The sequence below is a fragment of the Leptothoe spongobia TAU-MAC 1115 genome (assembly GCF_018739885.1).
In the GTDB taxonomy this organism is placed as follows: domain Bacteria; phylum Cyanobacteriota; class Cyanobacteriia; order Phormidesmidales; family Phormidesmidaceae; genus Leptothoe; species Leptothoe spongobia.
In genome coordinates, this window is sequence record NZ_JADOES010000014.1 from 57,527 (window position 1) to 71,538 (window position 14,012).

Sequence of the window (14,012 nt, forward strand, 5' to 3'; positions counted from 1 at the left end):
TAGAGTGGCGGATTGTGATTCAAATATATTTCACCTTTTTAAGGTTTTTAAGGGATAAGGATTTTATAAGATCCAAAAATTATGTCTGAAGCGGTTGCCATGGCAACCTGTACATCAAAAGATATAACCTAATTGAATCCTCATTCCTAAGCAGGTGGAATGAGGTTCGGCGCAATCCAATGATTTCTCTGTATTTTCTTAAGAAAGCACAAGATGCTAGGCGTAACCCCGTAATTTCTCTGTTAACCTGGACCGCGCACACAAAAGATCATATGTTGAAGGGCATGAATCTTAGCTAGGCGACTGGGGCATCCTGAGGCAGCTAGCAGGTTCCCATTTTGCTCAGACAGCGTTTCCTTTGGATTATGGCATTTATTGTAGAGAAATATTTAAACAAATATTTAGTAGCTAAAGTACTGTTCGGCTTGGGGCAATGTAGTTGGTTGCTCTTCTACCCGGCCATGAGTCAGAGACCTGTCAATGCTCTTCTGGCTCAAGTACCTTCGATCCCACCAGGGACTACTCTGCCTGAACGTACATTGCCAGAGCCAATTCCCCCAGATACTTTCCCTGAGGAAACTCTACCAGACGAGCTCCTGCCACCATTACCACCAGTGGATGAGCTGCTGTCTCCTGATGAACCGCCCCCCTTGGAGGATGGTCTGGGTGAGGGCGATGCTACATTTTATGTGGCTGAGATAAAAGTTATTGGGAGTACCGTTTTTGATGCGGCGGATTTTGCAGATTTGCTTGATCCATACCGTGATAGCCAGGTGAGCTTTAATGATCTTTTGCAGCTGCGTTCGGCAATTACGGATAGATATGTGGAGGCGGGCTATCTGACCTCGGGCGCACTGATCCCTCCGCAGACGGTGGTGGATGACACGGTGACCATCCAAGTTATAGAAGGAACGTTAGAAGATATTGTTGTCAATGGTACGCGGCGGTTAGATCCCGCTTATATTCGGAGTCGTGTTGGCTTGGTGGCCCAGCCTCCCCTCAATGTGGAAAAGCTTTTAGCGGGGTTGCAACGATTACAGCTAGATCCGCTAATTGAGACGGTGTCTGCTGACTTACAGGCTGGTGTGCAGCAGGGAACGAGCCTTTTGGTGATTGAGGTACTGGAGGCTGATTCCTTTGCTGTGAATACGAGCTTAGCTAATAGTCGCTCTCCCAATATTGGTGGGACTCAGGTAACCATTGGTGTAGATGAAGGCAACCTATTTGGCATAGGCGATCGCATTCGATTGGACTACAAACATACCGAGGGTAGTGACGGTGTGGACTTTAGTTACACGCTGCCGGTCAGTCCCAATAATGACACCCTACGTTTCGCTGCTGGCTACTCTGATAGCCGGGTGATCAATTCGGATTTTGCGGTGCTAGATATCTCATCTGACAGTGCCTACTACGAATTGGGATATCGACATCCATTGATTGAAACCCCTACCCAGGCAGCTGCCCTGGGGTTGACCCTGTCCCATCAGTCGAGTCAAACTCGTTTAGGGTTGGATGATATTGGCCCGTTTCCCCTATCCCCTGGCGCTGATGAGAACGGTCGCACTCGCATCAGTGCGTTGCGGTTTTCTCAGGAGTGGACCCAGCGGAGTCAGAGTCATGTGTTAGCGTTGCGATCGCAGTTTAATGTCGGCCTTGATCTATTAGATGCCACCATCAATGAAGGAGATGCTCCTGACAGCCAGTTTTTTTCCTGGCGAGGTCAAGGACAGTGGGTGAAGCGGTTGGGTAAAGACAATCGGCTCTTCTTTTTGCGAGGAGATGTGCAGCTGGCTGCAGATGACCTCCTATCACAAGAAGAATTTAGCCTGGGTGGTGGTCAAAGTGTACGCGGTTATCGACAGGATGCCCTGAGGCGAGATAACGGTGCGCTGCTGTCAGCGGAGTTACGCTGGCCTGTTGCTAGGGTTCCTGAATTGGATGGGGTGCTACAGGTGACTCCCTTTATCGATGTGGGGACAGTGTGGAACCACAACGGCAATAACCCTGGGGTCGACACCTTAGTCGGAACTGGTTTTGGCCTTCTGTGGCAGCAAAGCGATAATTTTTCTGCCCGACTGGACTGGGGTATCCCCCTTGTGGACTTAGATACGGAGGATGATGGCTTACAGGACAGTGGCCTACACTTTTCGATTCAATATACACCATTTTAGATGGGGCTTATCCACCAGCAGTGACAGTCCACAAGCAGTACAAAAGTGCCCGTTGGTTTGAGGCAAGCCTTATAGGATATGACTAGGGCTTGTGGGTGATAGATTATCCTTTTGTGATTAACTTTCGCGAGAGATATGTACTATGTAAAGCTTTGATGATGAAAATGTCCCTAAAGTAAAGATCACTACAGTTTCTTCAAACAACCTAATTAGGTTAGGGCTAATATTGCAATAGGGTGTATTCACTGATTTAGGTAGAACTATTTGTCCTGAAAGTCACAATGGTTTTACGGGTGTTTGCTAGAATTCTGTTTGGGTTGGTCCAGGCCTAAATCTTATTGGGATTGGCAGCTCGTTTCAACTTAAATTCCAAATGATCTGCCGATGATGTCATCATTTTAAGGAGCAGTGAAGCGTTACCCAGATCTTAAATGATCGTTAATGGTGGTTTTTTCAGACTTAATTTATCTAATTTAAGCCTGCTTATTTAGCAGTGTGAGATTAAGAAAATAATTTGAGATCTCTGAAATCTCTTTAATATTTAATTTTCCCATTGTTATTTAGTGATATGAAAGTTGTTCCTATATTTATTTACTTTGGAATATTTCTATCAAGCCTCTTCTCAGTAGAAGTGCAAGCTCAAGAAGCTTTTGAGTCGAGTGTTTCAGCGTTGCCCACTTTGCCTGCTGCGCTTTCCGATGATAGTCAATATGTCCTCGGTTCTGGAGATCGCTTGCACCTGAGTTTTTTTAATGTTCCGGAGTACGACGGTGAAAAACAAATTTTGGTGGATGGCTCTGTAAATCTTCCCCTAATTGGTAAGTTGTCCATTGCCGGACTCACCCTTGAGGCAGCTAAACAGAGACTAGAATTTAGCTACTCCAACTACTTAAGAACTCCCTTAATCTCCATTGATCTGGTCGCTCCACGTCCGATTAAAGTGGGTGTGTCTGGTGAGGTTAATCGACCCGGTGCTTACGAAATTTCATTGACTGATGGTAGTAATGAATGGCCCACGGTGGTTGACGCGATTCAGCTGTCCGGCGGCATTACTGACCAAGCAAATGTCCGTCATGTTGAGATTCATCGGTTTCAAGCTTCACCAGATGAGCAGGTGATTCAGATTGATTTTTGGGATGTTTTGACAACTGGAAACATCCAAAACGACATTACGTTGCGTCATGGTGATGCTATCTATGTACCAACTGCAGCGACGCTGACTCCGGAAGAGTTAACTCAACTATCGGCTGCAAACTTTTCACCTGATAGTATTCGCGTGACTGTAGTGGGAGAGGTGCCAAATCCTGGTGCGGTTAATGTTCCTCCAAATGCACCTCTCAACCAGGCCTTATTAGCAGCTGGGGGTTTTGACCCACGTCGAGCGAGGACTGACGAGGTTGAGTTGGTCCGTCTCAACCCAGATGGTACTGTGTCCCAACGAAAGATCGCTGTGGGCTTTGATCAAGGTATTAATGAAGACGGCAACCCATCATTGCGCAATAACGATGTTGTTCTAGTTGGGAGATCGGCCAGCACGGCATTAGCAGATGATGTTGGGGGAGCCCTGGCACCTTTAGGAGTCATTCTATCGCCCATTCGGCTGCTCCTTAATCTATTGGATTAATGAGTCGGATTGCGAACATTGCTCTTTTTCGTATGTGTAAAACCGAAATTTATAAAGTTTTATAGGACAAATTTATGCAACCAGTAGGCTCAAACATCAGTATTGTTCAGTACTGGCACATGTTGAAGCGACGTTGGTTGCCAGCGTCTGTTGTTTTTGTCAGTACCGTTGCTGCTGTCAGTGTCTATGGTTTACGCCAGACGCCTATCTATGAGGCTGAAGGAAAGCTTCGGTTCAAAAGTCGAGACTCTACGTCAGCGTTAACCGGTCTAGGCGCTGAATTGGGGCAGTTGGAATCTTTGGATAGAGCGGAAAATCCCATCACTACTGAGATTGGGATTATGCGCACAGTCCCTATTATTCGAAAAACAATTGAGCGATTAGGCTGGGAAGAAGAAGAAGGTGATCCATATGACCCCAATTGGTTTTTAGAGAACTTGCAGATTGACCTCAAGCGGGATACCGACATTCTTGAAGTGCAATATCGGTCTTCGGATTCTGAAAAGGCTAGGCTTGCGGTCGATGCGATCATGGCGGTCTATCTAGAGGAGCATTTGTTATCTAATCGGGCTGAAGCAGCAGCTGCTAGAGTGTTTATCGAAAACCAGTTGCCGGCTGCTGAGCAAGAGGCGCGTCGGACCGAAGCGGCATTGCGAAAATTTAAAGAAGAGAACCAAGTGATTTCTCTAGATGCAGAAGCGCGCACGATGGTCTCCTCTTTAGACGGGTTACAAAATAGGATGACTGACGTTGTATCTGAGTTGTCTGATATTCAAGCTCAGCTAAATTCGATGGCTGAACGCTTAGGGGGGATTAGTCCTCAAGTGTCTTTGTTAGCAACTGCTGTTAGTCAGTCTAGGGGAGTTCAGCAAGTGTTGGAATCTTATCAGCAAGTTGAGACTCAGCTGGCGACTGAGCGGGTCAGATTTCAGGATCAGCATCCTATCATTGTTGATTTGGAGACCCAAAAAGCAAATTTAGAGGCACTATTAAACGAACGCATCAGTAATGTTGTTGGTTCTCAAACTGGTCCCACCAATCTTAATTTGCAGATTGGTTCAGTTGAAATGGAACTCATTAGCGACTACGTTCGCCTTGATTCTCGTTTACGTGGCCTTGAGGATCGGGCCATCACCCTACAAGGTACAGAAGCCGATTACTTAGAGCGAGCGAGTGACTTACCACGTCTAGAGCAGAGCCAGCGAGAGTTAGAGCGTCAATTAGAGGCAGCCCAATCGACTTATTCTTTGCTATTGCAGCGCTTGCAGGAGGTGCGCGTAGCTGAAAACCAGAATGTTGGTAATGTTCAGGTTATTCAGCAAGCTGAATCCTTGGGAGGTCCAGTTGAGCCTGACCAGCAATTGTTTGTTATGAGCGGCATTATGTTGGGTGGGTTATTGGCTCTGGCCCTGATCTTTCTGCTAGAAGTCAGCGATCGTTCCGTTCGAGGTGTTGCTGAAGCAAGGGCTATCTTTGGGCTGTCAATATTAGGGGTAATCCCATCCCATCAGAAGACTTTGAGGTTTAATCCCCTGCGAAAAGATACCGAGACAGTAACTGTTCCTCGTTTGGTATTTGGTGGTTTAGAAACAAAGTCTTTGTTCAGTGAATCGTATTACATGTTGGCCGCTAACTTAGCAACATTGGGTTCGGGACATATGGCTGAAGTAATAGCTGTAACCAGCTCTGTTCCTTTAGAAGGAAAATCAACAGTTGCTAGCAATTTGGCCATGGCGCTTTCACGTACAGGTAAAAGGGTGCTGTTGATTGATGCAAATATTCAGCAGCCGATGCAGCAGTCCATTTTTCAGCCTTGGATTTTAGAACCCGATAATTGTCCAGGGCTACTTAATGTGCTGATGGGTCAAGCAACTTCTGAGGAATGTATTATTGAGGCCGTACCTAATCTCAATGTTTTCCTTGCGGGTACAGGATTTGCCAATTATTCAGAAGCTATTCTTGAATCTCAGGCCATGAAAATTCTGTTGGAGCGATTAAAGGGAGACTATGACTATGTTATCCTCGATACTCCTGCCTTAAGTCTTAGTGGTAGTGCTGCGGGGGGGGGAGCGTTAGTCGATGGCATGTTGTTGGTCGTACGTGCTGGTCTTTCCCATGGTCAAGACTCTATCTATGCTCAGAGTCTGATGGCACAATCTCAGAAATCTGAGAAAATGTTAGGCCTTGTTGTCAATGGTGTTGAGATATCAGAGCTTTTGTCCTGGCTTAAAGTAAAGATTGCTAGAAAACAATTTAAAGAGAAATCTGTTTCGCCAGAATTGAATGGCAATTCGAATCGAGAGGTAATGGTGTCGAGACGTTATTAAAAGGTGTTATGGATTGGCCTGTTTGAGTCAGATGGTGACTCTGGTTAACAACGGCATACAGTGGTGCTAGGTTTAATCCCAATACCGTTGGTCTCTTTAGTTTTTCGTCATGCTTGAGCGGGCATGTTTAGCATGGTCACGTTGAACAACGAGAAAAAAGACCGTCGGACAGCTTTGCTCATTTTGGGACGCACCAATCTCATCAGATTTTCGTCAAAACTCTTCAAACAAACGTTCGAGCAGGTTGGACGTGCGAATTCGAGGATGCAGCCGTTCATCAATGCTGTGACTGAGACTTGGATAAAATCTAGAGGCGCTAGGTTGCTTGGGAATTAAGTGGACGCAACTTAGTCAGGTAGTGTTTGACTGTTGCATAGGCAAAGGTAGCTCCCCCGTAGAGAAAATAAAACCAGTGCCAGGGGATGACTCTCAGGGTAAATATTAAACCGCGTTTGTTATAAAAAAATTGATAAACGTCTAGGTTGATTAACACTAATCCCAGGGCAAAACCACTGGTGAAAACGATAAGCCATGGAAATATAGGACTAGCTATCAGACTGCCTATTAATAAAAAGGTCAATACTACGCTAAGCCGATTAGTGTGGCTGAGGTTTAAATCGGCATTGAAGTTGCGATCGCGTAATAATAACTCTGTCCATGGCAGTGCCCGATAAAAAATCTCCGCCCTTAGCAGTGATTTAAACTCCCAACGTTTTAGGTGTTTGACATAGATATCTTTGCACAGACGAATCGAATACCCCGCTTTCTTTAGACGATATCCTAGTTCAATATCTTCAATACATGGCTTGCGATAACGCTCATCAAACCCCCCTAACGATAGAAATACTGGACGTCTGATGGCACCACAGGCTCCCCAAAATGTAGACGCTATCTCTGAAGATGTCTGATGAGTATAGTGATGGAATAAATTTTTATACTGGGATAAAAAGTTGCTAGCACCCGGTTCATCGTCATAGGAACCAATTAAGGCGGTTAAATCTGGTCGATGCTTAAATGCATCTGCTATCAGGCCCAGGGTTTGGGGATGAATTGTAACATCCGCATCCATGAAAAATAGAATGTCTCCATCAGCTGCTTGAGACCCTAGATTTCTAGCGCGAGCGGGTCCCCCTGGAGTTGGTAATCGCTGTACGTTTGCTCCAAACGTTTCGGCCACATGCCAGGACCCATCCGTATCTCCATCGGAGACGACAATTAACTCATCAGGAGGGCGAACGCTCTGTTGAATGCTAGCTAAGCATCTTTTAAAGTCTTGCCCACCGTTATAAACAGGAATAACAATTGATATGCTGATTGAAGACATTATCTTGGTTTTTATAGGGAATGAAAATCACGTTTATTACTTAGCAGAGGAGCGAAAAATGAGATGTAGTAATTGCTCTATGAATCATATAGGCCCTGCTCACAGCCGCTTGGTGCGCTAAACCTGGCTCTTAGCTTATTTTAGTAGAGCTCTAAAATCGCTTGGGTAACCCGTTCCAAATCTGATTTGGTCATAGCAGACCCAGATGGAAGACATAAACCATGCTGGAATAACTGGGCTGAGATATCGCCACCAATGTATTCGCAATCCGTAAAGACAGGTTGTAAATGCATTGGTTTCCAAACAGGTCGGGACTCAATGTTTTCCTTTGCTAACGCCAATCGAATTTGGTCGCGATCGATCCCCGTAGCCTGTGGATCGACCGTTAGGCAGGTTAGCCAACGAGTGGATTGGCCATAGGAGGCCTCAGGCATAAATGTTATCCCTGGAAGATGTTCGAGGGCTGAGCGATAAAACTCAAAATTTTGTCGTCTGGCTGCAACCCGATCCTTTAGAACCTGGAGCTGCCCTCGCCCCATACCGGCCAAGACATTGCTCAATCGATAGTTATAACCAACTTCAGAATGCTGGTAATGTGGGGCCGGATCTCGAGCCTGAGTAGCTAGAAAACGAGCCTTGGTGATGGCATCAGGGTTGTCGCTGACCAACATGCCACCGCCGGATGTGGTGATAATTTTATTTCCATTAAAAGAATAGATCCCAAACTGTCCCAGAATTCCCGGTGCTTTCCCTTTGTAGGATGCGCCCAAAGCTTCGGCGGCATCTTCAATTAGAGGAATGTCATACTTTTGGCAAACCTCAAGAATCGGGTCAATGTCTGCACATTGACCATATAAATGGACAAGAATAACCGCCTTTGGTAAGTTGCCAGCCTTGGCTCTTTGGTTTAATGTGTCGACCACAAGCTGAGGGTCCATATTCCAGGATGTCGACTCACTATCTATAAAGACAGGTTTTGCTCCTTGATAGAGAATGGGATTGGCCGTGGCGATAAATGTCAAAGAAGAGCAAATAACATCATCACCTGATCCGATGTCTAAAAGTCGCAGTGCTAAGTGTAATGCAGCCGTCCCAGAAGACACTGCTGCCGCTGCTTTCGCCCCAGTTATTTGGCAAAATTCTTCTTCAAAGGCATTGATATGGGGGCCAACAGGAGCCAACCAATTAGTGTCAAAGGCTTCTTTGACAAAAGCAAACTCTTTGTCACCCATATGGGGCGGAGAAAGCAAGATGTGAGGCTTCATGGGACGAATAGGGAAGGATCAAAATTTAGAAGATATCAGAGATGTCGAAATCAAAGAAGTTTACTCAACTCATAGAGAGACTCAATCTGAACATCAGCCTGGTGAGTTTTGTCAACGCTTACTCCAGAATACTCTCCATCAGGACGACAAAGATGAACCGTTTGCCAACCAAGTTGCCTAGCCGTTATGAAATCTTTTTTAGGATTATCACCAACGTAAGTTAAGTCTGATCCTGGACAATCCTTCATCCTCATCATCTCTAGATATGGCAAAGGGCTAGGTTTCCAGTTCTTTCTACCATAAGTATCTGTATAAATAATATTTTCAAGATATGTGTTAAGGCCTAACGCCTCAACCTTATTTTTCTGCACTTGCAGGAATCCGTCTGTAATCAGACCAAGAGATTTATCTTGATAACGCTTAATTGACCATTGAGCATCTTCATGGAGATGAAGACGTGGCTTATGATTTCGATAAACTTCAATCATGTTTTGAATTAAGCTTTTATCTTCCGCAATACCTAATTTAAGTAACGTTAGGTTAAACGTATTACCTCGAACACCGCTTTCGAAAAGATTGAGTGCGACTTCGTAAAAGCCAGAGATCTGACAAGAATCAGACAGCCATTTCTCAACAGCTTGAAACCCGCTTAACACAAATTCTTTTTCAGAAAAGAGAGTGTCATCCAGATCGAAAATTAAAAATTTCATAGTCAGCCACTCTGGTGTTAAACTCTGCTGGTAATGAATAAATCACCCTTAAGGTAAAGGTTAAAAATTATGGATAGAAAGCTAGCTATTTTAAGCTTTAACTGCCAAACCTTATCCTTATTCTATTTGATGATTTTAGAGGATAAAAATCAATATAAAAACCATAAAAATAGACTATTTCTTAAATCTTATTCTTAGTTGTAAATATGGCATCGTCAAATCGTAGCATGACTATTCCATCTTTCCATTCATCAATTGATACCTGAAGTTCTTGCCCTTGAGCCATAGCCAGAATCCATCCGGGAAAATCTGCACCTGCATGATAGGAAAGTGGAAATCCTCCCCCAAAACGAGGATTGATTTCTATAAATTTTATGTCACCTTCCTTAGTAAGAAAGCATTGAGCTGTAATGCAACCTATGGCTCCTGGGAGTGACTCGGCGACTTTTTTACCCGCTTCAATTAAAGCCGAATTTTTAACTGTTATGCCTTTGCTACTCTCACCGGCTCTGGTTTCCATGCGAAGTCTGGGAACCACAACCTTGGCCTTTCCTTCAAAATCAACTAAGATATCCAAAGTATATTCTTCGCCTGAAATATATTCTTGAATAATAGGATTTTGAGTGTGATGTAGAAAAAAAATCAGTTCTTTGAAGTTATGGACTTTATTTACATTGATGCTACAGCTTCCGTTAGCAGGCTTAATGATTAGAGGATAAGAAATCCTATTGTTTTCTTTGGATAGTTCCTCTAAAGAATATAGTTGTGGAGTAGAAATATGATTAGATTTGAAGAAATCATAGGTAACCCGTTTGTTGATACAGATTTTATTGACTTCTGGACTTGATACTAGCAGCTTAATTCCTATATCCTCAAAGGGTTTAGAATGTCTAGATAGTAGACTTAGTTCTGGATCAATCAGAGGAATTAATAACGTTATTTCATAGTCACGACATATCTTTAAGAGGACATCAATGTAGGTTGGATCACTGACTGGGGGGACTTGCTCCGAATAATCAGATACAAAGCATGCAGAAGCATCTTTTTTTCGATCTGCTGTAATAATATTGCCTCTAATATTCAGCTTTTCCATAGAGGTTTTAAAGTTTCTAATGAGGGAGACCCTTCTGCCAGCGCTAGTAAATAGTAAGTTCATAATTAAATTAGGCATCCTTTAAATGGCCTTTAATTTTTTAATTCAAACGTAAAGCCTTGTATTTCCAACGTAGGCTTCCAAATTCCAAAGTTAGTTGCTCTAACTCTTTTTGAAATTTCTTCCTTTGGCATATCAAGCTCTATTTTGCTTAGCTTATTGAACTCTTTTCGACTAAAGGGTTTTCTTGTCCATTGTTCTTCAGAAGTTGGGATCTTCTCTCCTTTGAAAATATGATTTAAAATCTCATAAAATAAAATCTGCTGATAGTCATATGTCCTAGAAAGAAGTGTTGAAACAGTATCTGATGCTAATAATGGAAAACGCTTAACAGCTATGATTTTTCCTGTGTCGACACTAGGAGCCATATGATGGCAAGTGACACCATATTCTTTAGCTTCTTCATACAATGCAAAGTTATTGCAGCCTATGCCAGGATATTCTGGGGGCGCTGGATGGAAATTAATTGCTGCAACACATGCTCTTTCTAGCAGATGTTTTGGAACAATCCATCGAGATAAATAGCTAATGATATAGTCGCCTTGCCAAGAATGAATGCTTTCCGGTAGAGGATCTCCCCATTTGCCAACACTAGCAACAACGTCAGTGAAATTTAGCTGACAAAACTCTAATGCTTTATTAACATGCCAGTCGTCTTCCTTTCCCAGAAAAAGAATCGAACTTTCTTGCTTATCCATTGACATTCCCTTTTTACTAGGCTTGTATAGCGAGGCGAGCTCTTATTTGACGATTGAAATAGTGAAGTATTTTTGTATCGCTTCTCTCTCTATTTGGAGAACATCAAAAACCTTTTATTGAGATGCTCTATGAATCTATCTACCCTTTGAGTCCTGGCAGTCGTCTCCTAGGGTTTATTTTCTGGGGGTTGCTGGAACTCCATAGGCAACACAGTGGGAGGGCATTGATTTTACGACAACTGAGCCAGCACCACAGATCGTCCATCTTCCCACTTCTACACTGGGAATAATCTTAGTACCTACGCCTAAAAGACTCCCTTCCTTGATGCAAACATTGCCGCATAGCGAACAGGAGGGAGCAATATGTACGTAATCTGAAATTTGGCAGTCATGATCAATAATTGCGCCTGTATTGATAATGGCATGTTGGCCAATAACAGAATCAATATTTATAACCGTGTTAGCCATTACAACCGTTCCTGCTCCAATCTTAACTTCTTTAGCGATTTGAGCCGATGGATGTACTGCTGTTGTAAACGTATATCCTTTAGAAGCTAGGTTTTGAACAATATTTTTTCGATCTGAATTATTGCCAATAGCCACTATCCAACGACTTTGCAAAGGATCGATGTTGGATAGCTGGCTTGTGTTAAAAATAGGTACATCATGTAGGTGAGAACTATTTTCGGGAGGAGCATCGTCAAAAAACGCAGCTACCTCTCGATTACAACAACGTAAAATGTCAAAAATGACCTTCGCATGACCACTACATCCATACAGGTAAATTCTCATGATAAGAATTTTTTCCTATTGATTCTATATTCATATTTTAAGATGTTGATCCCTTAAATCGGTCCATTGTTGCATGGCCTTTATGGGAGATTCCATCTCTCTTAAGAACTTTGACAAAGGTAAGAATGAGAATCTTAATGTCCAACCATAGGTTCCAGTTATCTACATACCAAATATCAAGTTTGAATTTTTCCTCCCAATCGAGAGAATTGCGTCCATTGACTTGGACCCAACCACTTATGCCAGGTGGAACGTCATGGCGACGAGCTTGTTCTTGGGAGTACAGCGGTAGATATTCTACTAGTAGAGGACGGGGGCCAATAAAACTCATGTCGCCTTTAACGACATTAAAAAGCTGAGGTAACTCGTCGAGGCTTGTTTTACGTAGGAACTGTCCAATGCCTGTCAAGCGTCTTGAATCTGGAAGTAGTATCCCCCTAGCATCTCGTTCGTTGGTCATGGTTCTATATTTATAGAACTTAAAAATCCTATTGTTTTGTCCAGGTCTATCTTGGGTAAAGATGACGGGGCTTCCCATAGAGAAGTATACGAGTATACTAATAACAATAAAGACAGGAGATAATATTACAATAGAAATAGCGGCTATTGTTCGATCTACTAACTGCTTTACAAAATAACACAACGCTTTCCGTGTAGATATCATAACGTTTTTCCATTTATATATTAAGTCTAATGGTGGACAAAAAACGGTATTTAAAGAGTGTCTAAAGTCCCAGTCTAAATAGTATTTATTTGACTAAGAATTACACGCTTTCAATAAAATCTGTAATCTTGGGATAGGTTACTCTCCTATCAAATAAAGCATCGATATCATCAGGTTTGTGTTTATTGTTAATCTGATGCGGATTCTCTACTATTGTCTTGCTAGCAATTTCTGCAAAACTTTCTGCAGAACCTGCTTCATATAGATAGCCATTTCTAGCTTTAATTAGTTCTATAGCTTCTATGTTTTTCTGACTACTTATTATCGGTAAGCCAAATGCCATATAGTCAGATAGCTTATTTGTAATGGATTGGAGAGCATTGCCAACAATTGGATTGATTGCAATATGGCATGCTTTGACAAAAGCAGCCATGTCTTCATAGGCCATATAGCCATGGAAAAATACGCCGTCACCTGATTTTGTTTCTAGCTGATGCCGCTCAGGTCCATCCCCGACAATGTGTAATTCTGCATTGGGAAACTGAGCTCGAACTTGCCCAAATCCCTTAATGACAGTTTGTATATCGTAGCTGTGACTGAGTGTACCGATATATACGAACCTGATTATCGAGTTATCTAAGGGTTTGGGATGAATGGACTCGATTAGCTGATAGTCAGATCCTAGATATGCAACAAACCCTGGAGTGTGAGGATTACGTGCTTGAGCCATATCCAGGTAGGTTTTTGAAACCGCCACAATACCATCCGCATATCCGTAGGCACGATGAGCTTTTTCTCGCAGTGGTGCAAGTAAAAAGTCAAACTCTTTGAGTAAAGGAAGTGCAGCGAAAATCGAGTCTGGCCACACATCCTGTACATCAATAATGAATTTAAATCCAAACTTCTTTTTGACTTTGCCAAGTGTGATATTGGTAGCAATCAGAGGAAAAGCTGAGTAGACAATATCAAATTTTGAGTTTGATTCAAGTTCTTGATATAACCAGGACTCAAAGTTTTTATGGAATCGATCATGGCTATAAATCCGGCTGAATGAGACATTACTTTTATAGCCAGGCTCATCTAGCAGAGTGAGTTTAAAGGGTAGATCTTGAAAATCCTTGCTGCCTCGCTCTCTTTTTGTTTTCGTGGGATGGCAAAAAGCACTGGTTACTAGTGTGACGTCATAGTTTGTCGACCAGAGATAGCATAAATACAAGAAGCGATTAAAGCAAGGTTCCCCTGGTAATGAGACAAAGGGGGCAACAAGAAGAATCTTTTTCATAG

At 42.9% G+C, this 14,012-nt stretch carries 11 protein-coding genes and 1 pseudogene; 3 read left to right on the forward strand and 9 right to left on the reverse strand.

Features of this window, described 5'->3' with window-relative positions:
- Positions 1–461 precede the first annotated feature (461 nt).
- The 3 genes from IXB50_RS09450 (at position 462) to IXB50_RS09460 (ending at position 6,122) form a co-directional block, all read left to right on the forward strand.
- Positions 462–2,171 (forward strand): ShlB/FhaC/HecB family hemolysin secretion/activation protein, encoded by a 1,710-nt coding sequence (locus tag IXB50_RS09450; RefSeq protein WP_246564327.1) that lies wholly within the window; start codon positions 462–464, stop codon positions 2,169–2,171.
- A gap of 568 nt (positions 2,172–2,739) precedes the next feature.
- The gene (locus IXB50_RS09455) at positions 2,740–3,795 is read left to right on the forward strand and encodes an SLBB domain-containing protein (RefSeq protein WP_215608713.1); all 1,056 of its coding nucleotides are present in this window, start codon (positions 2,740–2,742) and stop codon (positions 3,793–3,795) included.
- Between the two features lie 74 nt (positions 3,796–3,869).
- Positions 3,870–6,122: a GumC family protein gene (locus IXB50_RS09460; RefSeq protein ID WP_215608714.1), complete on the forward strand. Its 2,253-nt coding sequence runs from the start codon at positions 3,870–3,872 to the stop codon at positions 6,120–6,122.
- 96 nt (positions 6,123–6,218) lie between these two features.
- Here the strand turns inward: IXB50_RS09460 and IXB50_RS22940 are convergent.
- From IXB50_RS22940 to IXB50_RS09500, 9 genes and pseudogenes are all read right to left on the reverse strand, one after another.
- Positions 6,219–6,395, reverse strand: a pseudogene (locus IXB50_RS22940) (IS256 family transposase); the annotation flags it as partial.
- A 43-nt stretch (positions 6,396–6,438) separates the two neighbouring features.
- The gene (locus IXB50_RS09465) at positions 6,439–7,446 is read right to left on the reverse strand and encodes a glycosyltransferase (protein ID WP_215608715.1); all 1,008 of its coding nucleotides are present in this window, start codon (positions 7,444–7,446) and stop codon (positions 6,439–6,441) included.
- A gap of 140 nt (positions 7,447–7,586) precedes the next feature.
- The gene (locus tag IXB50_RS09470) at positions 7,587–8,711 is read right to left on the reverse strand and encodes a DegT/DnrJ/EryC1/StrS family aminotransferase (protein WP_215608716.1); all 1,125 of its coding nucleotides are present in this window, start codon (positions 8,709–8,711) and stop codon (positions 7,587–7,589) included.
- A 50-nt stretch (positions 8,712–8,761) separates the two neighbouring features.
- Complete coding sequence (locus IXB50_RS09475) at positions 8,762–9,421, reverse strand: HAD family hydrolase (RefSeq protein ID WP_215608717.1); 660 nt, start codon at positions 9,419–9,421, stop codon at positions 8,762–8,764.
- A 181-nt stretch (positions 9,422–9,602) separates the two neighbouring features.
- The gene (locus IXB50_RS09480) at positions 9,603–10,577 is read right to left on the reverse strand and encodes an ATP-grasp domain-containing protein (RefSeq protein WP_215608747.1); all 975 of its coding nucleotides are present in this window, start codon (positions 10,575–10,577) and stop codon (positions 9,603–9,605) included.
- Positions 10,578–10,606: 29 nt separating this feature from the next.
- Positions 10,607–11,272 (reverse strand): formyltransferase family protein, encoded by a 666-nt coding sequence (locus tag IXB50_RS09485; protein ID WP_215608718.1) that lies wholly within the window; start codon positions 11,270–11,272, stop codon positions 10,607–10,609.
- Positions 11,273–11,446: 174 nt separating this feature from the next.
- Positions 11,447–12,064, reverse strand: coding sequence for an acetyltransferase (locus IXB50_RS09490; protein WP_216867632.1), 618 nt, complete (start codon positions 12,062–12,064; stop codon positions 11,447–11,449).
- A gap of 37 nt (positions 12,065–12,101) precedes the next feature.
- On the reverse strand, positions 12,102–12,728 hold the full coding sequence (locus IXB50_RS09495) for a sugar transferase (RefSeq protein WP_215608719.1): 627 nt from the start codon (positions 12,726–12,728) through the stop codon (positions 12,102–12,104).
- Between the two features lie 100 nt (positions 12,729–12,828).
- Positions 12,829–14,010 (reverse strand): glycosyltransferase, encoded by a 1,182-nt coding sequence (locus IXB50_RS09500; protein WP_215608720.1) that lies wholly within the window; start codon positions 14,008–14,010, stop codon positions 12,829–12,831.
- Between the last annotated feature and the right edge of the window lie 2 nt (positions 14,011–14,012).

What these genes read in the sequence shown, in the direction of transcription:
- IXB50_RS09480 (WP_215608747.1), bottom strand. Translation starts at nt 10,577, where the DNA reads ATGAACTTACTATTTACTAGCGCTGGCAGAAGGGTCTCCCTCATTAGA.
- IXB50_RS09485 (WP_215608718.1), bottom strand. Translation starts at nt 11,272, where the DNA reads ATGGATAAGCAAGAAAGTTCGATTCTTTTTCTGGGAAAGGAAGACGAC.
- IXB50_RS09450 (WP_246564327.1), top strand. Translation starts at nt 462, where the DNA reads ATGAGTCAGAGACCTGTCAATGCTCTTCTGGCTCAAGTACCTTCGATC.
- IXB50_RS09455 (WP_215608713.1), top strand. Translation starts at nt 2,740, where the DNA reads ATGAAAGTTGTTCCTATATTTATTTACTTTGGAATATTTCTATCAAGC.
- IXB50_RS09500 (WP_215608720.1), bottom strand. Translation starts at nt 14,010, where the DNA reads ATGAAAAAGATTCTTCTTGTTGCCCCCTTTGTCTCATTACCAGGGGAA.
- IXB50_RS09475 (WP_215608717.1), bottom strand. Translation starts at nt 9,421, where the DNA reads ATGAAATTTTTAATTTTCGATCTGGATGACACTCTCTTTTCTGAAAAA.
- IXB50_RS09470 (WP_215608716.1), bottom strand. Translation starts at nt 8,711, where the DNA reads ATGAAGCCTCACATCTTGCTTTCTCCGCCCCATATGGGTGACAAAGAG.
- IXB50_RS09495 (WP_215608719.1), bottom strand. Translation starts at nt 12,728, where the DNA reads ATGATATCTACACGGAAAGCGTTGTGTTATTTTGTAAAGCAGTTAGTA.
- IXB50_RS09460 (WP_215608714.1), top strand. Translation starts at nt 3,870, where the DNA reads ATGCAACCAGTAGGCTCAAACATCAGTATTGTTCAGTACTGGCACATG.
- IXB50_RS09490 (WP_216867632.1), bottom strand. Translation starts at nt 12,064, where the DNA reads ATGAGAATTTACCTGTATGGATGTAGTGGTCATGCGAAGGTCATTTTT.
- IXB50_RS09465 (WP_215608715.1), bottom strand. Translation starts at nt 7,446, where the DNA reads ATGTCTTCAATCAGCATATCAATTGTTATTCCTGTTTATAACGGTGGG.